The following is a 22,277-nucleotide window of genomic DNA, read 5'->3' as shown; positions in this document are numbered from 1 at the left end:
AAGCCATGGCGACGATAGATCTGAATGCCGATCTGGGCGAGGGCTTCGGCCCCTGGCGGATGGGCGACGATGCGGCGATGCTGGAGATCGTCACTTCGGCCAGCCTCGCCTGCGGCGGCCATGCCGGCGATCCCGGGACCATGTTCCAGGCCCTGCGCCTCGCCGCAGAGCGCGGGGTCAGCATCGGTGCCCATCCGGGCTATGCCGACCGCGAGGGCTTTGGCCGCCGGGTGATCCCGATGGAACCCTCTGAGATCGCCCGGATGGTGGCGGCCCAGACCGGCGCGCTGTTGGGCGTGGCGGCGCTGGCGGGGGCGCGGGTCGGCTTCGTCAAGCCCCATGGGGCGCTGTCCAATCTGGCGGCGGCGGATGAGGATGTCGCCCGCGCGGTGGCCGGGGCGGTGGCGGCGCTGCCGGGCGGACTTGCCGTGCTGGCGATTTCCGGCACCGCGCTGGAACGCGCGGCGCGGGCCGCGGGGCTGCGGGTGTTCTCCGAGATCTTCGCGGACCGCGCCTATCTGCCGAATGGCCAGCTTGTGCCGCGCACCCAGCCCGGAGCGGTGCTGCATGATGCCGATGAGGTGGCCGAACGGCTGATCGGTTTCCTCGACAGCGGGCGGATGCCGGTTCAGGGCGGCGATCCGATCCCGCTTGCGGCGGAGTCGATCTGCATCCACGGCGATACGCCGGGCGCGGTCGCCATGGCGCGGGCATTGCGCGCGCGGCTGGCGGCGGCGGGGGTGACCCTCTCCCCCTTCCTTCCGGCCTGAGCCGGGGGGGCGGCTTTCCGCCCCTGCGCGCCATCGCCGAACATTCGCGGCCGGTGGAGCCCGGCGACCGGATCGCGCCGGGGCGTCTGCATGAGATCCCGGTCTGCTCCGACGGCGATCTGGCGCCCCTGAGAGGCAGATCCGCAGATGGCCAGACTTTTTCGGACGATCCGCAGGAGAATGCAGCGCAAAACCGGCGCTGACAGGAAAAAGAGCCCCTCCCGCAGCCAACGGCACCGGGGAGCGGCGGAAGGCTCAGACCGCCAGCGGGCGACCGGATTGCGCCATCAGGTTCTCAGATACGAAACCGGCGCTTCTTGCGGCACTGATGAAGGCCCGGCGGGCCGAACCTACCGTGGTCATGCATTCCATCGCGGATTCCAGCCGGTCGAGGGCGCGCTGCCGCGGCGCATCGGTGACCGGCCATTTCCGGCGCAGCCAGTAGCGGGCCTGTTCGATGGTGGTGAATTTCTGCACCTCGCCCTCGGGCGAGACGACAAAGGAAAGGGGTTCCCCCCATTGGATTTCAATCATGTCCTGTTTCTTTACGGATAGGCCGGGCAGCCCGGGGAGGGGCCGCCCAAAAGCAAGGCGGGGCCAGCGCGACGCCGGCCCCGCCTTTCTGATCTGTCGGAGATATGTCTCAGGCGAGCGTCAGGTTGGTCGCCGATTCGCGGCCATTGCGGTCGCGCTCGACGTCGAAGCTGACGGCCTGGCCGTCATTCAGCCCGCGGATGCCAGCGCGTTCCAGCGCCGAGATATGGACGAAAACGTCCTTCGAGCCGCCTTCCGGGGCGATGAAGCCGAAGCCTTTGGTGGAGTTGAACCATTTCACGGTGCCATTGGCCATCGTGATATTCCTTATATGAATGCCGCTCACACGATTGCAGCGGCCCGGCAAAGCTGAAGATCGAAAGCTGAGCCGTAAGGAACAGGTCCGAAAACAAGAGATGCCCGTCTCATATAGCACATCGCGGCATGTTTTACGAGGAAATCGCCGAGGATTCGCACAAATACCGCGTTATCCATTGATTCAAAAGGAAACTATTTCCGGCCACACCTCGCAGGGCAAAACCAAAGCCCCGCATTTGCCCCTCAGATGGGCCCGCACGCAATCAAAGAGGCGGCCGCCGGTTCCCCCGGACAAGGGAAATGGCACAGCAGGACCAGTCCCGCCGCCAGCAGGGCGGGCAGAGGGGCCAAAACGGCGGCCAGGAGCAAAGCCGCGACCAGCCCGGGGGCACCGCGCGCAGCTTCCCCGGGCGGAACGGGCCTGCGCAGGCTCTGGAAGCTTTCGCCCCTTAAACCTGCTGGCCCGCACGCGGAAGGGAACATTTTCCGCCTTCGCATGGTTCGGGAAACAGACGCATCCCCCGATGCCGGTCGCAGAAGGCCGGTCCGGGGATGCCGGTCCCAGCCACTCGTAAGCGAGGAAACCCTATGTCAGCCCCGCCGCCACATCAGGCCCTGCGCCCGGCCCGCCGCCGCTTCCTTCAGGTCTCTGCCGCCAGCCTTGCCTTCGCGGGTCTTTGGCCCGGCTCGCCCGAGGGACAGACCCTGCCGCCGCTGACGGAACATCCCCGCGAATTCTTCACCGAGGGCGAATGGGCCTTCGTGCTGGCCGCGGTGGCGCGGCTGATCCCGACCGGAGGCGACGGCCCCGGCGCGATCGAGGCCCGCGTGCCGGTGTTCATCGACCGCGAACTGGCGGGCGATTTCGGCACGGCGGCCAACTGGTATATGGAAGGCCCGCATGACGCCGGGGCGCCGCCGGAACTCGGCTGGCAGTCGCCGCTTTCCCCGGCCCGGCTCTGGCGCCAGGGCATCGCGGCGTTCGACGACTGGTGCCGCGCGGAACATGGCTCCGCCTTCGCCGATCTCGTCCCGGCGATCCAGGATCAGGCGCTGACCGCGCTGGAAGACGCAGAGGTGCCGCTGCCGCCCGAGTTGCGAGATTTCTTCGAGGTGATGCTCGCGAATACCAAAGAGGGCTACCTGTCGGACCCGATCCATGGCGGCAATCACGGCATGCGGGCCTGGGTCCATATCGGCTTTCCGGGCGCGCGCGCGCAATATCGCGACTGGATCGGGCGGCACAACGTGCCCTACCCGCTCGGCCCGGTCTCGATCAGCGGCGAGAGGGCTTGACGCATGGCCCGGCAGGATCCGAAGAAAGACGTGGTGATCGTGGGCCTCGGCTGGACCGGGGCGATCCTCGGGATGGAACTGGCCGAAGAGGGGCTGGAGATCCTGGCGCTGGAACGCGGCCCGGGGCGCGAGACGGTGCCCGAACTGCGCTACCCCGAGATGATCGACGAACTGAGCTACGGCGAGCGCCACAAGCTGATGCTCAGCCCGCGCCAGTCGACGGTGACGATCCGGCGCAACCTTCAGGAAACCGCGCGGCCGATGCGCAAATGGGGCTCGTTCCTGCTGGGGAACGGCGTGGGCGGCTCGGGCGTGCACTGGAACGGCCAGACCTGGCGGCCGCAGCCCGTCGAGATGCAGCTGCGCAGCCATATCCGCGAGAACTGGGGCGAAGAGATCATCCCCGAAGACATGACCATCGGTGACTACCCCGTCACCTATGACGAGCTGGAGCCCTGTTTCGACCGTTTCGAGCGGGTGGCCGGGATTTCCGGCATCGCCGGCAATATCAACGGCGAGATCCGCGAAGGCGGCAATCCGTTCGAGGGCCGGCGCTCGCGCGATTACCCGATGCCGCCGCTGCCCCTGACCTGGAACGGGGTGAAATTCTCGGAAGCGGCGCGGGCCATGGGCTACCACCCGTTCCCCCGCCCCGGGGGCAATGCCTCGACATCCTACGTCAACGAATACGGGATGCAGATGGGCGCCTGCAATTTCTGCGGCTTTTGCGAGCGTTACGGCTGCTACCAGTATTCCAAATCCTCGCCGCAGACCACGATCCTCGCGGCGCTCTTTCGCAAGCCGAATTTCAGCCACCGCAGCGGGGCCGAGGTCCTGCGCGTCGAGATGGCCCCCGACAGGCGCAGCGCGACCGGCGTGACCTGGTTCGACGAGGAAGCCGGCGAAGAGGTGTTCCAGCCCGCCGACATCGTGATCCTCGCCGCCTATCAGATCGAGAACACGCGGCTGATGCTGCTTTCGGGGATCGGAGAACCCTACGATCCGGTCAGCGGCACCGGCACCACGGGGAAGAACTACGCCTATCAGATCACCGGCTCGACCTCGCTGTTCTTCAGGGACGAGCATTTCAACCCCTTCGTCGGCTCGGGGGTGAATGGCGCCTGTATCGACGATTTCGGCATGAACGCCATCGACTTCGGGGCCGAGGGTTTCATCGGCGGCGCCTATATCTCTTCGGCGCAAACGAACGGCCAGCCGATCCGCTCGATGCCCCTGCCCGACGACACACCGCAATGGGGCGCCGGCTGGAAAAGCGCCATCGCCGAATGGTATGGCCATGAGATGAGCATCTCGCATCACGGCTCGGTCATGTCCTACCGCGGGCATTACTGCGATCTGGATCCGACCTACCGCGACCGCCACGGCCGTCCGCTGATGCGGATCACCTTCAACTGGCACCCCAATGAGCTGCGGCTGAACGATTTCCTGCGCGGAAAGATCGAGACCCTCGCCGCCGCCATGCAGCCCGATCTGGTCAGCCACAGCTACAAGGAAGAGGGCGCGCAATACGACGTGCGGCCCTATCAGACCACGCATAACACCGGCGGCACGATCATGGCGGCGACGCCCGAGGGCGGGCCGCTGAACCGCTACCTCCAGGCCTGGGACAAGCACAATGTCTTCGCCATGGGCGCCGGGGCCTTCGTGCAGAACACGCAATACAACCCGACCGGGCTGGTGGGCGGGCTGGCCTATTGGGCGGCCGATGCGATCCGGCGGCAGTATCTGCCGAACCCCGGCCCTCTGGTCTGAGGGGGGCGGATGATGAAAACTCTGTTCCGCATCCTCGCCGCTCTCGTCCTTCTTGCCGCGCTGGCGGTCGCGGGGATCATCCTGATCCCGGTGCAGCGCACGCCGCCCTCCGAGGCTTTGGCCGCCGGCTGGACGCCCGCGCCCGGCGCCGGGGAATACGCCATGCGCGCGGGCGATTGCCTCGCCTGCCACACCGCAGACGGCGGCGCGGATTTCGCCGGCGGGCGGGCCATCGAGAGCCCGATGGGCCGGATCTGGACCGCCAACATCACCCCCGACCCGGAAACCGGCATCGGCAACTGGAGCCTCGATCAGTTCCGCGCCGCGCTGATCGACGGGCTCCGCGCCGACGGGGCGCATCTCTACCCCGCCATGCCCTACGAGAATTTCCGCATGCTGACCGAGCGCGACATCCGCGCGCTCTACGGCTATTTCATGGAGGAGGTGGCGCCGGTCCGGAACCCGGTTCCCGAGCCCGAGCTGCCTTTCCCCTTCAACCAGAGATGGGGCATCCGGGTGCTGAACTGGCTGACCCTGAACCACGACAGCGGCTTCACCGGCACCATGGGCGATCCGGCGCTGGACCGCGGCCAGTATCTGGCCGAGGGGCCGGGCCATTGCGCCGCCTGCCACAGCCCGCGCACGGTTTACATGGGCCAGGACGGGATCACCGCCGACGACCCCGCCTTTCTGACCGGCGGCCATATCGAGAGCTGGGAGGCACCCCCCCTGCGCGGGCCGCAGAGCGTGCTTCGCGAATGGCCGGTGTCGGAGCTTGCCGCCCTCCTCGCCACCGGGCGCAACTTCCGCACCACGGCGAATGGCGAGATGCGCCTCGTGGTGGAACATTCGCTGCAATATCTGAGCCAGGACGACATCATCGCGCTGTCGCGGTTCCTCAAGGCGCTGGACGGCCAGCCGCACGACCCGCCCGAGGCCGTGGCACCCATGGGCCCCGCCGCGCTGATGCCGCCCGAGGCCGATGCGGCGGGCGCCGCGACCGAGGCGCTTCTCAGCGCGGTCAGCCCCGACATGCCGCTCGGCGCGCGGCTTTATGTCGACAACTGCGCCGCCTGCCATTTCTCGACCGGGCGCGGCTCGCCGGAGATCTTCCCGGCGTTGCAGGGCAATTCGCTGGTGGTCTCGGACGAGATCACGCCGCTCATCTCGATCATCCTCGACGGGGCCGAAGTGCCGGGCACCGCAGCGCGGCCGATGCCCCTGGTGATGCAGGGCTACGCCGGGCGGCTGGATGATGCCGAGATCGCCGAACTCGCCAGCTTCCTGCGCCGGGCCTGGGGCAATGACGCCGCCCCGGTCAGCGCGGATGAGGTGGCGCGCATCCGCCGCGAGGACCGGCCCCAGACCCGCTGAGCCCGGGAACAACCCCCGCCCGCGCCGGTTCCCTCATCGCATCAGACGGAGGAAAGACGATGAAACACCTGATCTGCACCCTTGGCCTCTGCGCGCTGGCGCTGCCCGCCCTCGCTCAGGACGGCACCGCCAGCTTTATCAATACCGAAGGCACCGCCACCGGCACCGCGACGCTGACCGCGGCGCCCGGGGGCGTGCTGATCCGTATCGAGGTGGAGGCGCTGCCCGCCAGCCAGTGGCTGGGCTTTCACATCCATGAGACCGGCACCTGCGATCATGAGACCGGACACGAATCCGCCGGTGGCCATTTCAACCCGGCCGGCGCCGATCACGGTGTTCTGGCCGAAAACGGCCCCCATGCGGGCGACATGCCGAATATCCGCACCGATGCCGATGGTTTCGCCCGTGCCGAAGTGTTCAACCCCTGGGTCACCCTGGCCGAAGGCGAGAGTTCGATCCGCGGCCGGGCACTGATGATCCATGCGGGCGCCGACGATTACCACAGCCAGCCGACCGGCGGCGCCGGAGACCGGCTGGCCTGCGCCGTGATCGAATAGGCGGCGGCAACAAACCGGCGGCGCCCCGGTTCAGGACAGACCTTCCCGGGCGGGTGCCCGCCCGGGACCGTGAAACAGCCGATGGACATGGTGGCCCCTCACTTTCCGGGGCCGCCATATGGCGACGGCACCCCCCATTCCGCGTGTTTGAGCATTCATGATCGGCCCGGACGGATTATCCGCCAGGAAAAAACCGTCAGGGGCCGGCAGGCTTCAGCCCGCCGGGAATGCGGCATGTTCAGGAACGAAAACTGCGCATCACCCGCCCGCGAGGGGATCGGGGAGGGGATCGGGGCATCGGAAAATCCCCCGGCCGATGCCGCGGGACCTGAAGGGGCCGATGCGTTGCGGGAAGAGACGCGCTGCCTGATCGCAGCCATCGCGGCCGAACCCGTTCCAGACAGGCTCCGCGCGCTGGCCATCGCCCTCGGCGGGGCGCTGGAACGTCAGCGCGCGGAAGACCTTCTGAGGAGCCGGCAGGCCCGGATCCCGGCGCTGAAAATCTGCCCGGCGGACACCAGGCTCGGGCTGTTGAACAGGCGCTCAATGGGCCGCGCATGACCTGACGCCTGCCACGGCCTCAGAGCGTCAGTCCGGCGTCAGTTCCTGCGGCGTGTTCGGCATCGGGGCGCTTTCCTGCGGCTCCGGCGCGGGGGCGGGCGGTGCGGTCGTGGTGCCGGGAATGCCGGTCTGCGTCTCGGGGCCGAGCGCATCGGCCGGGATCCCGGATTGCGCGGGCTCGTTCACGGTGCCTGCCCCGGTTCCGGCCGGGGCGGAGGGATCGGACCCGGCCACCTCTTCAAACAGCCAGTAGACGATCACCGCCAGCGCGAACAGCGTCACCAGCGCGATGCCGATCAGCGGCCCGCGATGCCTTTTGCGCTGCCGGTCGAGATTGGTCTGGGGGGCGGACATCGGTTACTCCTTTACGGCGGGGACTGTGACCCAACGCCCCCGCCGCCCGGTTTGTTCCCCGCAGGAACCCGTGCCGTCAGATCAGCGGCTTGCCGCCGGTCACCGCCAGCGTCGCGCCCGAGACATAGCTCGACATCGGCTCGGCCAGCATCACATAGGCCGAGGCCAGCTCCACCGGCTGCGCCGGGCGCTTCATCGGATAGTTCGCGCCGAATTTCGCAACCTTCCCGCCCGGCATGCTGGCAGGGATCAGCGGCGTCCAGACCGGGCCGGGCGCGACGCAGTTCACCCGGATACCCTGTTCGGCCAGCATCTGCGCCAGCCCGCCGGTGAAGTTCTGGATCGCGCCCTTGGTGGTGGCATAGGCCAGCAGCGTCGGGTTCGGCTTGTCGGCGTTGATCGAGGCGGTGTTGATGATCGCGCTGCCCGGCGCCATATGCGGCACCGCCGCTTTGGCAAGGTAGAACATCGCATGGATATTGGTGGCGAAGGTGCGCTGCCATTCCTCGTCGGGGATGCTTTCCAGATCCTCGAAGGTCTCCTGATGCGCGGCATTGTTCACGAGGATGTCGATCCGTCCGAACCCGCGCACCACTTGCGCGACGATATCTCGGCAATGGTCGGGATCGGCGATATCGCCGGGCAGCAACAGCACGCGGCGGCCCGCCTCCTCCACCAGCCGGGCGGTGTCGCGGGCGTCTTCGGTCTCTTCGAGGAACGAGATCGCCACATCGGCCCCCTCGCGGGCATAGGCGATGGCGACGGCGCGGCCGATGCCGCTGTCGCCGCCGGTGATCAGCGCCACCATACCATCGAGCCGCCCGGCGCCGCGCCAGCTTTCCTCGCCATGATCGGGGCGCGGCTCCATCCGGCGGAAGCTGCCGGGCAGTTCCTGGGTCTGCTCGGGGAACGGCGGCTTCGGATAATGCGGATGCACCGGGCCGTGGCCGTGGGCCGCGACCAGAGCCGCGCCTCCGCCGGGCTGTCTGGTATTACTGTCGGGCCGCGCGTCGGGGTCTTCGCGGTGACGTCCGGCCGGATCGACCTGGCCCTGACGCTGGTCGATCACGCCCGGCGCGGGTTCGCGCAGGCTGGCATTAGGGGTGACGGGGGGAAGCTGCTGCTCGGGCATCGGGTCTCTCCTCGATCTCGGATCTGATCCGGGAACCCGCGGCGCCGGCGCTTTGTTCCAGCGACCTCAGCAGGGCGCCCCTCAGTCGGGCGTCACATCGCCCAGCCTGTCGCGCAGGGCGACGCGGGCGCGGTTCACCCGGCTTTTGATCGTGCCGATGTCGCAGCCGAGGATTTCCGCCGCCTGGAGATAGCTTTCGCCCAGCACCGCCACGAGGATGATCGTCTCGCGGTAATGCACCGGCAGGGCGGCCAGCGCGCGCTCCATCTCCTGCAACCGGATATGCCAGAACTGCCGGTCCCCGGACGCCACCGGGATCGACGACACGCAATCACCGTCGCCGGTCCGCTCGCGCGCGCGTTTGGCCCAGTTGGAATAGAAGCGGTTGCGCATGATGGTGAAGAGCCAGGCGCGCAGATTGGTGCCGGTGCGGAACAGGCGGATGTTCCCGATCGCGCGCACCAGGGTCTCCTGGACCAGATCATCCGCCTCGACCGGATTGCGGCACAGCGACCGCGCGAAGATGCGCAGGGCCGGGATATGACCGACGATTTCCTCATTGCAGCCGGTGTCTTCGCGGCGGGCGAAACCCCGGTCCCGGGGCCTGCCGTTCGCCGCCACCGGCCGCGGGGATTTCCCCTGCCAGGCCCTTCCCGGCAGGCCGTTCGGCGGGGACGGTCCTCTCGTCCCGGCGCCGGTCATGCGGTCGCTCATGCGTAATCTCCCTGACGCCCTGAAGGCGCCGTTGATGCGGGCATTGCTCTGCGGCGCGAAAGACGGACGAAGGCGGGCCTCCGCCGCCGACATTTGGCCGCGGACAGCTGCGCGGCTTGCCTCCCGGCCTTTCCCCCGGCCATTCCCGGCGGTGCTCGCCTGACCGGGCCACGCTTTAAAAAGCCGCGCCGGGCGACATTGTTCCCTGGCGATCCGGGGGCGGGGCGGTTCCGGCCCGGGGAATGCGCCGCACCGGCGGGGAATCGCTCATCCCGCGGCCACGCCGGATAAGCGGAACAATCCCCGACGGCAGGGGTTCTTGCCGCACGATCCTATCCCCTCAGACACAGGAGTGATGTCATGAAGACCCGCACCCTCGACGATCTTTTCCTCGATCTGCTGAAGGACGTGTATTACGCCGAGCGCAAGATCCTGAAGGCCCTGCCGAAGATGGCGCGCGGCGCCCGGGCGCCGGAGTTGCGCGCGGCTTTCGAGAAGCATCACGACGAGACCCAGACCCATGTCGAGCGCCTGCAACAGGTGTTCGACATCCTCGGCAAGCCCGCGCGCGGCAAGACCTGCCCGGCGATCGAGGGCATCATCGAAGAGGGCGAAGAGGTGCTGGAATCCTTCGCAGGCGCCCCGGCGCTGGACGCGGGCCTCGTCGCCTCTGCCCAGGCGGTCGAGCATTACGAAATCTCGCGCTACGGCACGCTGCGCAACTGGGCCGAGCTGCTCGGCCAGAAGCAGATCGCGAAAATCCTTCAGGAAACCCTGTCCGAAGAAGAGGCGACGGATACGGCGCTGACCGATCTGGCCAATGCCTCGGTCAATCAGGCGGCGCTCGAAGCCGCCTGATCGGACGGCGGCGCGCGCCCGCCCCCTCCCTGCGGGCCACGCGCCGCCGCCCCGGACGGCTCTGCCCGGACAGAGCCGTCCGTTCGGGTGGCAGCCGCGGGAAGCGGCGCAGCGCGGGGACGGAGAGTTCCGGCCAGCCCCTGAACCGGCCGTCGCGTCACGCCTCTCCGAAGCGGAAGATGGCGAGGCTGCGTTCGCGCTCGTTGACCGCAAGGGGGCGGTTGATCGGGGCATGGGCGCGGGCGCTACAGTCGCGGCGCTCGCACAGATAGCAGTTCAGCCCGATCTCGACCGGGCGGATGCGCGTCAGGTCGATCCCGTCGGCGTAGATCAGCCGCGGCGCATAGGCCACGTCGCAGCCCAGGCCGATCGCCAGGCGCTGCGCCGGCTGGCCCTGCATCCCTCCGGCCCGCGTCACCGTGCGCGCCACCGAGAAATAGCTGGCGCCCTCGGGCATGCGGATCACCTGGGTCTGCACCTGATCGGGCATCTCGAAAGCGGCGTGGATGTTCCACAGCGGACAGGTGCCGCCGAAACGCGAGAACGGAAACCGCCCCGCCGAGAAGCGTTTCGAGATGTTCCCCGCCCGGTCCACCCGCACGAAGAAGAAGGGAATGCCGCGCGCGCCGTCGCGTTGCAGCGTGGACATGCGATGCGCGACCTGCTCGAAACTGGTGCCGAAACGGTGGGAAAGCAGTTCCACGTCATAGCGCGTCGCCTCGCAGGCGGCGAGGAAGCGGCCGTAGGGCATCACCAGCGCCGCGGCGAAATAATTCGCCAGGCTGACCCGCAGCAGACTGACCGCCGCAGGATCGGCCAGGCCCGAATCCTCCACCAGCCGCGCGATCAGCCCCTCCTGCTCCAGCCGCGCCAGCAGCACACCGATCTGGAACCGCCGGCTCGACTGGCGCAAAAGCTCCGACAGCATCAGCTCTTTGCGGTGCAGATCGAAGCGGCGCAGCTGGTCGCCCATCACGTCGGCGGGCAGGATGCGGGTGCGGATGCCATGGGCCGACAGCCGCGCCGACAGCGCCACATGCGGCTCGTTGCGGTGCAGCGCCAGTTCCGCCGCCAGCGCCTCGGCGGCGCGGTCCAGCGCGTCCACATGGTTGCGGTGGCGGTAGAACCAGGCCCGCACCGCCCCGACCGGGCGCGAACCCTCGCTGAGGGCCTCGACCTTGTCGCGGTCGGTCATCGGATTGTCCTCGGCCAGCGGGCGCAGCACCGCCTCGCGGTAACGGTCGTGCAGCCGCAGAAACGCCGCCGCGATCCGGGGCGAGGCTTGCAGCACCGCTTCGGTCTCGGCCCTGGACAACGCGCCCGCCTCCAGCACCGGATCCTTCAGCGCCGCCGCGAAATCCGCCGCAAGCTGCGCATCGGCCGAGGGCGCCAGTTCCGCGATGTTCAGATCATAGACCTCGGCCAGTTTCAGCAGAAGCCGCGCCGAGGCCGGGCGCTGATCGGCCTCGATCAGGGTGATATAGCTGGCCGAGACGCCAAGCTCGGCCGCCATCTGGCCCTGGGTCAGCCCGAGTGACTGGCGCAGCACCCGCAGCCTTTGCCCGATGATCAGCTTTTCGCCGCGCGCCATCTTCCATCCTTGTCTGCCGCTGGTGACAAAAGTTACAAAAACTGCCGTAAGCGCATGACAGATTTTACAGTATTACCCATTGATTACAAATATATAATGCACATGCAGCATGACATTACCATAGTGACCTTACACCCGAGTCACCCCGGAGGATGCCATGCCGCTCGACCGCCCGCCCACCCCGCTTTCCGCCGTGATCCTGCGCGAGGTTCCGGGCGTGGCCCAGGTTCTGACCCCTGCCGCGCTGGACTTCGTCGCCGCGCTGCAATCGCGTTTCGGGCTGCGGCTGCATGCGCTGATGATCGCCCGCGCCCGCCGCCAGGAGCGCATCGACCGTGGCGAGCTGCCCGACTACCTACCCGAAACCAAAGACATCCGTCAGGGCATCTGGGAGGCGCCCCCGGTGCCGGAGGCCCTGCGCGACCGCCGGGTCGAGATCACCGGCCCGGTCGGGCGCAAGACGATCATCAACGCGCTGAACTCGGGCGCGAAGGTGTTCATGGCCGATTTCGAGGACGCCACCGCCCCCGGCTTCACCAATATCATCGCCGGCCACGCCAATATGCTGGATTATCGCGACGGCACGCTGGAATACGACGATCCGAAAACCGGCAAATGCTATCTCGTCGGTCGTAACCCGGCGCTGCTGATCCCCCGCCCGCGCGGGCTGCATATGACCGAGGCCAATGTGCTGACCGGCGGCCAGCCGGTCTCGGCGGCGCTGTTCGACTTCGGGCTGCTGATCTTCCATTGCGGCCGGGCGCTGGCCGCCACCGGGCGCGGGCCGTTCTTCTACCTGCCCAAGATCGAGAGCCACGACGAGGCGCGGTTCTGGAACGATGTCTTCCTGTTCGCGCAAGGAGAGACCGGGCTGGAGCCGGGCACGATCAAGGCCACCGTGCTGATCGAAACCCTGCCCGCCGCCTTCCAGATGGACGAGATCATCTGGGAGCTGCGCGACCATATCGCCGGGCTGAACTGCGGCCGGTGGGATTATATCTTCAGCTATATCAAGACCCTGCGCAATCACGCCGCCTATGTCCTGCCTGACCGGGCGCAGCTGACGATGGACCGCGCCTTCCTCGCCACCTATGCGGCGCGGCTGGTCAAGGTCTGCCACCGCCGCGGCATCCACGCCATGGGCGGCATGTCGGCGGCGATCCCGGTCCGGGGCGATGCGAAGGCGACGGAGGAGGCTTTCGCGAAGGTCCGCGCCGACAAGAACCGCGAGGCGGAGCTTGGTCACGACGGCACCTGGGTCGCCCATCCCGATCTGGTGCCGGTGGCGATGGAGGTGTTCGACGCCGCCATGCCGGGGCCGAACCAGATCCGCCGCCCGCGCCAGGACTGGCGGATCGAACCCGCCATGCTGCTGAAGCCGCACGAAGGCAAGGTGACCGGGGCCGGGCTGCGCGGCAACATCGCCGTGGCCATCGAATATGTTGCGCAATGGCTCTCGGGTCGCGGCGCGGTACCGATCCGGGGGCTGATGGAGGACATGGCCACCGCCGAGATCGCCCGCGCGCAGCTCTGGCAATGGCTGCGCCACGGCACGACGGTCGAACTGGCCGACGGCGACAGCGCGCGGCTCTCGGCCGAATGGCTGGCGGCGCTGGTCCAGGAAGAGATCGTCGCGATCCTGAACCGCGTCGGGCCGGGCGGCTTCCACAAAGGCCACTACGCCAGCGCCGCGCGCCTGGTCCTGGAGGCCGCCACCGCCGAGGTGCTGCCCGATTTCATCACCGACCAGGCCTATGACCTTCTGAACGCGCTGGACTGATGGATCCTGTCCGCACGCTTTCCCCCTTTGGCGGGCCACTGCCCGCCATCCCCCATCCCATTGTCAGAAAAGGAAAACCCATGGCCCGCAAAAGTTTTGCCGATCTCCACCGCGAGGTGTCGCGCCGCTATCCCACCGGCCAGACCCCGGGCGGCGTCTCGGTCGACGACATCGTGCAGCTCAGGCTGCAAAACTCCTGGGACAGCCATCTCGACATCGCCCGCGACATGGCGAAGGTCATGCGCGCCGATATGGCCGGTTATGACGCCGACGCCTCGAAATTCACCCAGAGCCTTGGCTGCTGGTCGGGCTTTCATGCCCAGCAGATGATCAAGGCGGTCAGGCGGATGCGCGGCACCGCGAAGGGCACCTATGTCTATCTTTCCGGCTGGATGGTCGCCGGGCTGCGCAACCGCTGGGGCCATCTGCCCGATCAGTCGATGCACGAGAAAACCGCCGTCGCCGATCTGATCGCCGAGATCTACACCTCGTTGCGCCAGGCCGACGAAGTGGCGATCAACGACCTGTTCCGGGCGCTGAAAGCCGCGAAGACCGGGGAAGAGCGCCAGGCCGCCATCGCCGCCATCGACGGGTTCGAGACCCATGTCGTGCCGATCATCGCCGATATCGACGCGGGCTTCGGCAACGAGCACGCCACCTATCTGCTGGCGAAGGAACTGATCAAGGCCGGCGCCTGCTGCCTTCAGATCGAGAACCAGGTCTCTGACGCCAAGCAATGCGGCCACCAGGACGGCAAGGTCACCGTTCCGCGCGAGGATTTCATCGAGAAGCTGCGCGCCTGCCGCCTCGCCTTCGAGGAGCTTGGCGTGGATGAGGGCGTGATCGTCGCGCGCACCGACAGCCTCGGCGCGGGTCTGACGCAGAAGGTGCCGGTCAGCCAGCGCCCGGGCGATCTGGCGGCCGAATATATCAAATGGCTGAAAACCGAGGCCATCACCGCGGAAAACCCGATCCGCGACGGCGAGCTGGCGATCTTCCGGGACGGCGAGTTCGTGAAACCCGCCCGCCTGCCGAACGGGTTGTTCCCGTTCAAAGAGGGCACCGGCCGCGCGCGGGTGATCGAGGATTGCATCGCCAACCTGACCGAAGGCGGCGCCGATCTTCTGTGGATCGAGACCGACACCCCGAACGTGGACGAGATCGCCGGCATGGTGGCCGAGATCCGCGAGGCGGTGCCGAATGCGAAACTGACCTACAACAACTCGCCCAGCTTCAACTGGACGCTGAATCTGCGCCGTCAGGTCCGCGAGCAATGGCTGGCCGAGGGCCGGATCAAAGCCACCGACTACCCCGAAGGCAACGAGCTGATGAAGGCCGATTACGACGCGACCGATCTGGGCCGCGAGGCCGACGCCCGGTTGCAGCGGTTCCAGACCGACATCTCGGCCCGCGCCGGCGTTTTCCACAACCTGATCACGCTGCCAACCTTCCACCTGACCGCGAAATCGGTCGATGAGCTGAGCCGCGGCTATTTCGGCGAAGAGAAGATGCTGGCCTATGTGAAAACCGTGCAGCGCGAGGAAATCCGCCGTGGCGTCTCGGCGGTGAAGCACCAGCACGAGGTCGGCTCGGATCTGGGCGACACGTTCAAAGAGATGGTCTCGGGCGAGCGGGCGCTGAAAGCGGGGGGCCATGCCAACACCATGAACCAGTTCGCTGCCGAGTAGCGGACGGGGCCGGGCTGGTGTGTCGGGGGCGGGCCGCCTTTCGGGCCGGGATCGCCACCCTCCCCCGTCCACCGGGAAACGCCGCGCCTTCGGGCGCGGCGTTTCTTCTGGTGTAAAAGAAAGCGGCGGGACCGGAAGGCCCCGCCGCATCTTCCTGTCAGAGGCCGGGCCTCAGCCCTGCCAGTCCGGCACCACCGAACGCGCGATCGAACGGTCCAGCGCCTCGAAGGCATTCAGGCCGATCATGTCGTAAAGCTCGGCCCGGGTCTGCATCTCGGGGATCATCGCCGTGGTCGCCCCGTCGCGCGCCAGCGTCGCATAAAGTTTCGCCTGCGCTTTGTTGGCGACCCGCAGCGACGAGACCGGCCAGATCACCATGTCATAGCCGAGTTCCTGGAACTCCTGCGCGGTCAGGGCGGGGGTGCGGCCGAACTCGGTCATATTGGCCAGCAGCTTCACCCCCGGCAGCCGGGCGCGGACCTCTTTGAACATCCCGACGCTGGTCAGCGCCTCGGGGAAGATCGCATCGGCCCCGGCCTCGACATAAAGCTTCGCCCGCGCAACCGCGCCCTCGATCCCCTCGCTCGCCGCCGCATCGGTGCGCGCGATCACCACCAGATGCCGCGCCGCCCGCGCCGCCGCCGCCACCTTGGCCGCCATGTCGGAGGCAGAGGCCAGCTTCTTGTCGTTCAGATGGCCGCATTTTTTGGGAAGAAGCTGGTCCTCCAGATGCACGGCGCCCGCGCCCGCCTCTTCGAAGACGCGGACCATGTGCATGACGTTCAGCGCCTCGCCATAGCCGGTATCGCCATCCACCAAGAGCGGCAGACCCGAGGCGCGCGCGATCTGGCGGATGAAGAAGGCCACTTCGTCCACGGTGATGATGCCCAGATCGGGCAGGCCCATGCTGGCCGTCATCGCCGCGCCGGAAAGATACAGCGCCCCGAACCCGGCGGCTTTGGCCTGAAGCGCGGCCTGGCCGTTGTGCGCTCCGGGCAGTTTCAGGATGTCCGGCCGGGCCAGCGCGGCGCGGAACCGCGCGCCGGCGGGGGCCTCGGGTTGCTCGTCAGCGATCAGATAGGGCATGTCACGCCTCCGGCCCGGTCAGCAACCCGCCGCGGCTGGCCAGCGGCAGGAAGGCGCGGTTCTCCGGCCCGGTGTAATTGGCCGAAGGGCGGATGATCTTGTTGTCGAGCCGCTGCTCGATCACATGGGCGCCCCAGCCCGCGGTGCGGGCGATGACGAAAATCGGGGTGAACATCGCCGTCGGCACACCCAGCAGATGATAGGACACCGCCGAAAACCAGTCGAGATTGGGGAACATCTGCTTCGTTTCCGCCATCACCGCCTCGATCCGCCCGGCGATGTCGAACATCTTCACCGACCCTTTGGCCTCGGCCAGCCGCCGCGCCACGCGCCTGATGACCACATTGCGCGGATCGGCGATGGTATAGACCGGATGGCCGAAGCCGATGATCACCTCTTTCGCCGCGACCCGGCGGCGGATGTCTTCTTCGGCCTCATCGGGCGAGGCGTAACGCTTCTGGATCTCGAAGGCGACCTCGTTCGCGCCGCCGTGTTTCGGGCCGCGCAGCGCGCCGATGGCCCCGGCGATGCAGGAGTAAACGTCCGAGCCGGTCCCGGCGATGGTGCGCGCGGTGAAGGTCGAGGCGTTGAACTCATGCTCGGCGTAAAGGTTCAGCGTGGTGTGCATCGCGCGCACCCCGGCCTCGTCGGCCGGGTGTCCGTGCAGAAGATGCAGGAAATGCCCCGCCACGCTGTCGTCGCCGGTCTCGACCTCGATCCGCCGCCCGTTCTGTGCGTAATGATGCCAGTAGAGCAGCATCGACGCCTGCACCGCCACCAGCCGGTCGGCGGTGTCGCGCGCGCCTGGGATGTTGTGGTCATGCGCCTCGGGCAGCACGCAGCCAAGCGCCGACACGCCCGACCGCAGCACATCCATCGGATGCGCCGCGGCCGGAATGGCCTCCAGCGTCTGCCGCACGGCGAGGGGAAGCCCGCGCAACGCCTTCAGCTTCGCCTTGTAGGCGGCCAGTTCCGATGCGGTCGGCAAAGTGCCGTGGATCAGAAGATGCGCCACCTCTTCAAATTCGCAGGCCTCGGCAATGTCGAGAATGTCGAAGCCGCGATAATGCAGGTCGTTCCCGCTTTGCCCGACCGAGCAAAGCGCGGTGTTCCCGGCCACCACCCCCGACAGGGCGACGGATTTCTTCGGTCTCAAAGCGGAACCGCTCATCTCTTTTCCCCTTATTTCCAGTCGAAGATGCCGGCGGGCCGGGCCGGGCCAAGCCGGTCGGCACCCACGGTGAAGTTCAGTGCCGCGAGGTCCCCCGCCTTCAGCGCGGCGAGATTCTCGACCGCATCGAGGAAGCGCTGCTGTTCCGCACTTGCGATCACGCCGTCCGACAGGGTGAGGAACTTCTTCACGTAATTCTCGCGTCCGAAGGGGCGGGCGCCGTCCGGGTGCGCATCGGCCAGCGCGAGGCTGTCTTCGATCACGCGGCCGTCCTTCAGCTTCACCACAACGCGGCCGCCGAAGGCTTTCTCTTTCGGGTCGCGCGCATGGTAGCGCCGCGTCCATTCCGGGTCTTCGGTGGTCGAGATCTTATGCCAGAGCGCGACGGTCTCGGGCCGGTTTGCGCGTTCGGGGGCATAGCTCTTCTCGTGGTGCCAGCCGCCGTCTTCCAGCGCCACCGCGAAGATATACATGATCGAATGGTCGAGCGTCTCGCGCGAGGCCTTCGGGTCCATCTTCTGCGGATCGTTCGCGCCGGTGCCGATCACGTAATGGGTGTGATGGCTGGTGTGGATCACGATGCTTTCCACCTGCGACAGATCACCGATCTGCGGCCCCATCCGGCGCGCGAGGTCGATCAGCGCCTGGCTCTGGTATTCCGCCGAATGCTCCTTGGTATAGGTGTCGAGGATCGCGCGTTTCGCCTCGCCGGGGCCGGGCAGCGGCACCTGATAGCGGGCATTCGGGCCGGACAGAAGCCAGGCGATGAAGCCGTCCTCGCCCTCCCAGGCCGGGCTGGGGGCGCCTTCGCCGCGGAGCACGCGGTCGACCGCTTCAATGGCCATCTTGCCGGCGAAGGCGGGGGCAAAGGCTTTCCAGGACGAGATTTCGCCCTTGCGGCTTTGGCGGGTGGTGGTGGTGACATGCAAAGCCTGCTGCACCGCCTGGCAGATCACTTCCACCGGCAGGTTCAGCAGCGTGCCGATCCCGGCGGCGGCCGACGGCCCGAGATGGGCGATATGGTCGATCTTGTGCTCGTGCAGGCAGATGGCGCGCACGAGGTTGACCTGGATCTCGTAGCCCGTCGCCAGACCGCGGATCAGATCGGCGCCCGAGCGCCCGGTGTGCTGCGCCACCGCGAGGATCGGCGGGATATTGTCACCGGGGTGCGAGTAGTCGGCGGCCAGAAACGTGTCGTGGAAATCGAGCTCGCGCACCGCGGTGCCGTTCGCCCAGGCCGCCCATTCCGGGCTGACGCGGGTTTCGGGCGTCAGGCCGAACACCGTCGCGCCGGGGCGCATCGGATGGCAAAGCGCCTGCGCCCGGGCCGAGGCGACCGGACGGCGCGCGACCGAGGCCGCGGCCACGGCGGCGTTGTCGATGATCCGGTTGATGATCATCGCGGTGACCCCCGGCTCCACCGCAACCGGATCGGCGGCCACTTCGGCGATCTTCCAGGCCAGTTGCGCCTCGCGCGGCAGATGCTCGGCCGATTTATACGTGCGCAGCTCGTGGGTAATCATGGTCTTTTCCTTCTCAAGAAACTTCTGTGCCGACAGCGCGCGGGCGGCCCTGGCCATCCACCGCCACCATCTCGAACCGCCCCGAAAGCGCGGTTCGGGCGCCCGCGCCGCCGATGGAGCGGGCGGTGGCCTCGACCTCGACCGTCATCGACGAGCGCCCGGTGCGGGCCACGCGGGCCACGAGTTCCAGCATCTCGCCCACCCGGATCGGCGTGGCGAAATCCACCCGGTCCGAGCGCGCCATCACCACCGCGCAATCCGCATGACGCACCGCCGCGACGAAGGCGCTTTTGGCCATCAGCGCCAGCGCATGGCCGCCGAACAGCGTTCCGTAATGGTTGGCCTGTTCGGGCAGGATCAGTTCGATCGTGCGGATCTCGGACTCGGCGGGCATCTGTCGGACCTTTGCAAGATTGGCAAAGGCACCTTTTCACAGATCAACATTGCATTTAAACTACTGAAAATGCGTATCATTGTGAAGAAACGCCCTGCGAATTGCGAAGGTTGCGAAGATGAGCAAGACTTTCATGGGCGTCCGTCTGCGCCGGTTGCGCGAGGAACGCGGCCTCACGCAGGCGGCGCTTGCGCGGGCGCTGGACATCAGCCCCAGCTATCTCAACCAGCTTGAGCAGAACATCCGCCCGCTGACGGTGCCGGTTCTGGTGCGGCTGAACGCGGCCTTCGGCCTCGATGTGCAGCTGTTCTCGGATGCCGAAGAGGCGCGGCTGATCACCGATCTGCGCGCGGCGCTTGCCGATCAGGGCGCCTCGGTCAGCCTGGCCGAGGTGCGCGAGATCGCCTCGAACATGCCCGAAGTGGCGCGCTGCATCACCGCCATGCAGCGCCGCCTGCGCGAGACTTCGGAGCGCGCCGACCTGCTGGCCGGGCGACTGACCGAAAGCGGCAGCCTGACCAGCCCCGCCGCGTTCGAGGCGGTGCGCGACTGGTTCTGCGAGCGGCGCAACTATGTGTCGGACCTTGACGAGGCCGCCGAGGCGATCGGCGACAGCCTCGCCATCGGCCGGATGATCCCCGGGCTGATCGACCGGCTGGCCGGGCGCCACGGCATCCGCATCTCGGATCAGCCCGGCACGGTGCTGCGCCGCTTCGATCCCGACAGCCGCGTCCTTTCCCTTGCCGCCCATCTCGGCCCCGGCCAGCGCGCCTTCCAGATCGCCACCCAGCTCGCCTTTCTGGAACAGGGCGAGGCCATCGCCCGGCTGGCCGCCGAAACCGGCCTTGTGCCCGAAGCCCAGAGCCTGCTGAAGATCGGGCTCGCGAATTACTTCGCCGGCGCGCTGATCATGCCCTACCGGCGCTTTCTTTCGGCGGCCGAGGAACTGGCCTACGACATCGACCTGATCGCCGGACGTTTCGGCGTGGGGTTTGAAACCACCAGCCACCGGCTGTCGACCCTGCAACGCCCCGGCGCCCGCGGCGTGCCGTTCTTCTTCATCCGGGTGGACCGCGCCGGGAACATCTCGAAACGCCAGTCGGCGACCGATTTCCACTTCTCGCGGATCGGCGGCTCGTGCCCGCTCTGGAACGTCTACGAGGCTTTCGCGCGCCCGACCGAGATCCTGCGCCAGATCGCCCAGATGCCCGACGGCCGCAGCTATCTGTGGATCGCGCGCCAGGTCCGCCACGGCTCGGGCGGGTTCGGCGCGCCGGAAAAGACCTTCGCCGTCGCTCTGGGCTGCGACCTGAGCCATGCCGACCGGCTGGTCTATGCCCGCGACCTCGACCTGAAGGGCGCGGACCGCGCGGTGAAGATCGGCCCCGGCTGCAAGCTCTGCGAGCGCCAGGGCTGCCCGCAGCGCGCCTTCCCCACGCTCGGCCGCCCGCTGACCATCACCCCCGCCGAGGCCCGCTTCGCCCCATATTCAGGATCGGGATGAAATCTGCCGGCAGGCCGTTGCCCGGCAGGGAAACGCGGGCAACAGCTCCGGCCCCGGCAACAGGAGGAGCGGCCGCTCACCGGACTGGCAGGAGGCGGGCGTCCGGGGCCCCGGGTTCCGCGCAGGCCAGGTCGCCCGGATTTCGCGGCGCGGCGGGGAACATTTTACGGCGCCCCGGGTTTTACCGGCGGTTCCCTCAGATGAACCCTGTCCCTGGTTTCCGGCCCTGTCGCCGGATTGCACTTTCCGCCGTTTCCCTGCCGATGGAGGCTGCCATGATCGCCCCCACCTCTGCGCGCCGGGAGCTGGCGCTGCTGATTGCGCCCTGGCACCCCGACGCGCTGCATGAACTGACCGAGACCGAATGCAGCGCGGCGCTGCCCTTCGCGCATGGGGTGAAGGTGGTGGATTTCCAGCTGGCGAACCTCGCCCGCGCCGGACTGCGCGAGGTGATCGTCCTGCAACCCGGCCTGCCCCGCTCCAGCCTGCGCGACCATATCCGCCGGGTCTGGCGCCCCTCGTTCCGGCGCATTGCCTGCCTCGGCGGCCATGCCTGCGCCGGGCAGCAGGATTACGGCGCGCTGCACCGCTTTCTGGCGCTGATTGAGGGGGTGGACCCCGACGATCTGCTGCTGCTCGCCGCCGATCACATCTGCGAATCCGACATCGCGGGGCTCATCGCCTTCCATCAGGCCGGGCGCAACCTGGTGACGCTGGGCGCGCATCAGGCGGGCGGGGCCGGGCCGTTCACCGACTGGATCGCGGCGCTGAACGGCGGGGCGCGGGCGGGGATCGGCATGGTGGTGCTCAACTGGAAATGGTTCCGCGCCTGTCTCGCGCGCCTGCCGGGAGCGGGGGCCGATCTGCCGCAGCAGGTGATCATGGCGGCCTCGCGCGAGGCGGGATTGCAGATGCGCGACGCGGGCGAGGCCGGGCTTTACTGGCGGCGGCTGGATTGTCTGGACACATTCCGGCTGGCCTGGCTCGATTTCATCAGCGGCCCCGGGCTGCCGTGCAGTCTGCCGCTGCCGCCCGCCATGGCGCAGAGATTCAACACCGGCGCCGGGGCCGGGGTGCTGCGCGGGATGGGTGACAGCGTGGTCATGCCCGGGGCCAGTGTCAGCCCCCGCGCCCATGTCTCGCGCGCGATCATCGCGCCGGGGGCGCATGTGCCCGACGGGATGGTGATCGGCGAGGATCCCGAACAGGATGCCCGGCTGTTTCGCGTGACGCCCGGCGGGACCACGCTGGTCACCGCCGAAATGCTTGCCACCGCCGCCGCGGCGGGATTTTGAACGG

At 67.9% G+C, this 22,277-nt stretch carries 21 protein-coding genes; 11 read left to right on the top strand and 10 right to left on the bottom strand.

Annotated elements, in window-relative coordinates; translation table 11 throughout:
* Positions 1–5 precede the first annotated feature (5 nt).
* Complete coding sequence (locus tag XINFAN_RS07255; RefSeq protein WP_124085819.1) at positions 6–770, top strand: LamB/YcsF family protein; 765 nt, start codon at positions 6–8, stop codon at positions 768–770.
* Positions 771–1,025: 255 nt separating this feature from the next.
* Here XINFAN_RS07255 and XINFAN_RS07250 read toward each other — a convergent pair whose 3' ends face one another.
* The gene (locus XINFAN_RS07250; protein WP_124085818.1) at positions 1,026–1,304 is read right to left on the bottom strand and encodes a DUF982 domain-containing protein; all 279 of its coding nucleotides are present in this window, start codon (positions 1,302–1,304) and stop codon (positions 1,026–1,028) included.
* A gap of 109 nt (positions 1,305–1,413) precedes the next feature.
* Positions 1,414–1,620, bottom strand: coding sequence for a cold-shock protein (locus XINFAN_RS07245; RefSeq protein ID WP_124085817.1), 207 nt, complete (start codon positions 1,618–1,620; stop codon positions 1,414–1,416).
* Positions 1,621–2,210: 590 nt separating this feature from the next.
* Between XINFAN_RS07245 and XINFAN_RS07240 the strand changes: the two genes are divergently transcribed.
* The 5 genes from XINFAN_RS07240 to XINFAN_RS07220 all read left to right on the top strand — a co-directional run bounded on the left by XINFAN_RS07240 (position 2,211) and on the right by XINFAN_RS07220 (position 7,183).
* Entirely contained in the window at positions 2,211–2,918 is a 708-nt protein-coding gene (locus XINFAN_RS07240; protein ID WP_124085816.1) for a gluconate 2-dehydrogenase subunit 3 family protein, read from the top strand.
* 3 nt (positions 2,919–2,921) lie between these two features.
* Positions 2,922–4,691, top strand: a complete 1,770-nt coding sequence (locus XINFAN_RS07235; protein ID WP_124085815.1) for a GMC family oxidoreductase — start codon at positions 2,922–2,924, stop codon at positions 4,689–4,691.
* 12 nt (positions 4,692–4,703) lie between these two features.
* The gene (locus tag XINFAN_RS07230; protein ID WP_124085814.1) at positions 4,704–6,065 is read left to right on the top strand and encodes a cytochrome c; all 1,362 of its coding nucleotides are present in this window, start codon (positions 4,704–4,706) and stop codon (positions 6,063–6,065) included.
* Between the two features lie 59 nt (positions 6,066–6,124).
* Complete coding sequence (locus XINFAN_RS07225; RefSeq protein ID WP_124085813.1) at positions 6,125–6,622, top strand: superoxide dismutase family protein; 498 nt, start codon at positions 6,125–6,127, stop codon at positions 6,620–6,622.
* Between the two features lie 81 nt (positions 6,623–6,703).
* Positions 6,704–7,183: a hypothetical protein gene (locus XINFAN_RS07220; RefSeq protein WP_124085812.1), complete on the top strand. Its 480-nt coding sequence runs from the start codon at positions 6,704–6,706 to the stop codon at positions 7,181–7,183.
* Between the two features lie 27 nt (positions 7,184–7,210).
* On the opposite strand, the gene XINFAN_RS07215 is transcribed toward XINFAN_RS07220, so the two are convergent.
* The 3 genes from XINFAN_RS07215 to XINFAN_RS07205 all read right to left on the bottom strand — a co-directional run bounded on the left by XINFAN_RS07215 (position 7,211) and on the right by XINFAN_RS07205 (position 9,383).
* Positions 7,211–7,537, bottom strand: coding sequence for a hypothetical protein (locus XINFAN_RS07215; RefSeq protein ID WP_124085811.1), 327 nt, complete (start codon positions 7,535–7,537; stop codon positions 7,211–7,213).
* 76 nt (positions 7,538–7,613) lie between these two features.
* Entirely contained in the window at positions 7,614–8,669 is a 1,056-nt protein-coding gene (locus XINFAN_RS07210; protein WP_233352156.1) for an SDR family oxidoreductase, read from the bottom strand.
* Between the two features lie 81 nt (positions 8,670–8,750).
* Positions 8,751–9,383, bottom strand: a complete 633-nt coding sequence (locus tag XINFAN_RS07205) for a sigma-70 family RNA polymerase sigma factor (RefSeq protein ID WP_233352155.1) — start codon at positions 9,381–9,383, stop codon at positions 8,751–8,753.
* Positions 9,384–9,743: 360 nt separating this feature from the next.
* Here XINFAN_RS07205 and XINFAN_RS07200 point away from each other — a divergent pair, with 360 nt between their 5' ends.
* A complete protein-coding gene (locus XINFAN_RS07200) occupies positions 9,744–10,241 on the top strand; it encodes a YciE/YciF ferroxidase family protein (protein WP_124085810.1) in 498 nt (165 codons plus the stop codon).
* A gap of 157 nt (positions 10,242–10,398) precedes the next feature.
* Here the strand turns inward: XINFAN_RS07200 and XINFAN_RS07195 are convergent, their stop codons facing one another.
* Positions 10,399–11,832, bottom strand: coding sequence for a helix-turn-helix domain-containing protein (locus XINFAN_RS07195; protein ID WP_124085809.1), 1,434 nt, complete (start codon positions 11,830–11,832; stop codon positions 10,399–10,401).
* Between the two features lie 157 nt (positions 11,833–11,989).
* Between XINFAN_RS07195 and aceB the strand changes: the two genes are divergently transcribed.
* Both aceB and XINFAN_RS07185 read left to right on the top strand, forming a co-directional pair.
* Positions 11,990–13,612: a malate synthase A gene (aceB, locus tag XINFAN_RS07190; RefSeq protein ID WP_124085808.1), complete on the top strand. Its 1,623-nt coding sequence runs from the start codon at positions 11,990–11,992 to the stop codon at positions 13,610–13,612.
* Between the two features lie 80 nt (positions 13,613–13,692).
* On the top strand, positions 13,693–15,300 hold the full coding sequence (locus tag XINFAN_RS07185; RefSeq protein WP_124085807.1) for an isocitrate lyase: 1,608 nt from the start codon (positions 13,693–13,695) through the stop codon (positions 15,298–15,300).
* Between the two features lie 171 nt (positions 15,301–15,471).
* Here XINFAN_RS07185 and prpB read toward each other — a convergent pair whose 3' ends face one another.
* From prpB to XINFAN_RS07165, 4 genes are read right to left on the bottom strand one after another with little or no spacing between them, the layout of a single operon-like run.
* Complete coding sequence (prpB, locus tag XINFAN_RS07180) at positions 15,472–16,386, bottom strand: methylisocitrate lyase (protein WP_124085806.1); 915 nt, start codon at positions 16,384–16,386, stop codon at positions 15,472–15,474.
* A 1-nt stretch (position 16,387) separates the two neighbouring features.
* A complete protein-coding gene (gene prpC / locus XINFAN_RS07175; RefSeq protein WP_124085805.1) occupies positions 16,388–17,557 on the bottom strand; it encodes a bifunctional 2-methylcitrate synthase/citrate synthase in 1,170 nt (389 codons plus the stop codon).
* An 11-nt stretch (positions 17,558–17,568) separates the two neighbouring features.
* On the bottom strand, positions 17,569–19,080 hold the full coding sequence (locus XINFAN_RS07170) for an MmgE/PrpD family protein (RefSeq protein ID WP_124085804.1): 1,512 nt from the start codon (positions 19,078–19,080) through the stop codon (positions 17,569–17,571).
* Between the two features lie 13 nt (positions 19,081–19,093).
* Positions 19,094–19,474, bottom strand: coding sequence for an acyl-CoA thioesterase (locus XINFAN_RS07165; protein ID WP_124085803.1), 381 nt, complete (start codon positions 19,472–19,474; stop codon positions 19,094–19,096).
* Between the two features lie 118 nt (positions 19,475–19,592).
* Here XINFAN_RS07165 and XINFAN_RS07160 point away from each other — a divergent pair, with 118 nt between their 5' ends.
* Both XINFAN_RS07160 and XINFAN_RS07155 read left to right on the top strand, forming a co-directional pair.
* Positions 19,593–20,978, top strand: a complete 1,386-nt coding sequence (locus XINFAN_RS07160) for a short-chain fatty acyl-CoA regulator family protein (RefSeq protein ID WP_124085802.1) — start codon at positions 19,593–19,595, stop codon at positions 20,976–20,978.
* Positions 20,979–21,253: 275 nt separating this feature from the next.
* Positions 21,254–22,273 carry a GlgC family sugar phosphate nucleotidyltransferase gene (locus tag XINFAN_RS07155; protein ID WP_160144558.1) on the top strand — a complete coding sequence of 340 codons (1,020 nt, stop codon included), beginning with the start codon at positions 21,254–21,256 and terminating at the stop codon, positions 22,271–22,273.
* Positions 22,274–22,277: the final 4 nt, after the last annotated feature.

The organism is Pseudogemmobacter humi (assembly GCF_900609055.1).
Lineage (GTDB): Bacteria > Pseudomonadota > Alphaproteobacteria > Rhodobacterales > Rhodobacteraceae > Pseudogemmobacter > Pseudogemmobacter humi.
Note: the sequence above shows the minus strand (reverse complement) of the source record. Positions and strands in the feature narration are given on the sequence as shown.

Coding starts and splice junctions, on each gene's coding strand:
- XINFAN_RS07245 (WP_124085817.1), bottom strand. CDS start 1,620: ATGGCCAATGGCACCGTGAAATGGTTCAACTCCACCAAAGGCTTCGGC.
- XINFAN_RS07240 (WP_124085816.1), top strand. CDS start 2,211: ATGTCAGCCCCGCCGCCACATCAGGCCCTGCGCCCGGCCCGCCGCCGC.
- XINFAN_RS07205 (WP_233352155.1), bottom strand. CDS start 9,383: ATGAGCGACCGCATGACCGGCGCCGGGACGAGAGGACCGTCCCCGCCG.
- XINFAN_RS07210 (WP_233352156.1), bottom strand. CDS start 8,669: ATGCCCGAGCAGCAGCTTCCCCCCGTCACCCCTAATGCCAGCCTGCGC.
- XINFAN_RS07165 (WP_124085803.1), bottom strand. CDS start 19,474: ATGCCCGCCGAGTCCGAGATCCGCACGATCGAACTGATCCTGCCCGAA.
- prpC (WP_124085805.1), bottom strand. CDS start 17,557: ATGAGCGGTTCCGCTTTGAGACCGAAGAAATCCGTCGCCCTGTCGGGG.
- XINFAN_RS07170 (WP_124085804.1), bottom strand. CDS start 19,080: ATGATTACCCACGAGCTGCGCACGTATAAATCGGCCGAGCATCTGCCG.
- prpB (WP_124085806.1), bottom strand. CDS start 16,386: ATGCCCTATCTGATCGCTGACGAGCAACCCGAGGCCCCCGCCGGCGCG.
- XINFAN_RS07255 (WP_124085819.1), top strand. CDS start 6: ATGGCGACGATAGATCTGAATGCCGATCTGGGCGAGGGCTTCGGCCCC.
- XINFAN_RS07185 (WP_124085807.1), top strand. CDS start 13,693: ATGGCCCGCAAAAGTTTTGCCGATCTCCACCGCGAGGTGTCGCGCCGC.
- XINFAN_RS07220 (WP_124085812.1), top strand. CDS start 6,704: ATGGACATGGTGGCCCCTCACTTTCCGGGGCCGCCATATGGCGACGGC.
- XINFAN_RS07195 (WP_124085809.1), bottom strand. CDS start 11,832: ATGGCGCGCGGCGAAAAGCTGATCATCGGGCAAAGGCTGCGGGTGCTG.
- XINFAN_RS07235 (WP_124085815.1), top strand. CDS start 2,922: ATGGCCCGGCAGGATCCGAAGAAAGACGTGGTGATCGTGGGCCTCGGC.
- aceB (WP_124085808.1), top strand. CDS start 11,990: ATGCCGCTCGACCGCCCGCCCACCCCGCTTTCCGCCGTGATCCTGCGC.
- XINFAN_RS07250 (WP_124085818.1), bottom strand. CDS start 1,304: ATGATTGAAATCCAATGGGGGGAACCCCTTTCCTTTGTCGTCTCGCCC.
- XINFAN_RS07200 (WP_124085810.1), top strand. CDS start 9,744: ATGAAGACCCGCACCCTCGACGATCTTTTCCTCGATCTGCTGAAGGAC.
- XINFAN_RS07160 (WP_124085802.1), top strand. CDS start 19,593: ATGAGCAAGACTTTCATGGGCGTCCGTCTGCGCCGGTTGCGCGAGGAA.
- XINFAN_RS07225 (WP_124085813.1), top strand. CDS start 6,125: ATGAAACACCTGATCTGCACCCTTGGCCTCTGCGCGCTGGCGCTGCCC.
- XINFAN_RS07230 (WP_124085814.1), top strand. CDS start 4,704: ATGAAAACTCTGTTCCGCATCCTCGCCGCTCTCGTCCTTCTTGCCGCG.
- XINFAN_RS07155 (WP_160144558.1), top strand. CDS start 21,254: ATGATCGCCCCCACCTCTGCGCGCCGGGAGCTGGCGCTGCTGATTGCG.
- XINFAN_RS07215 (WP_124085811.1), bottom strand. CDS start 7,537: ATGTCCGCCCCCCAGACCAATCTCGACCGGCAGCGCAAAAGGCATCGC.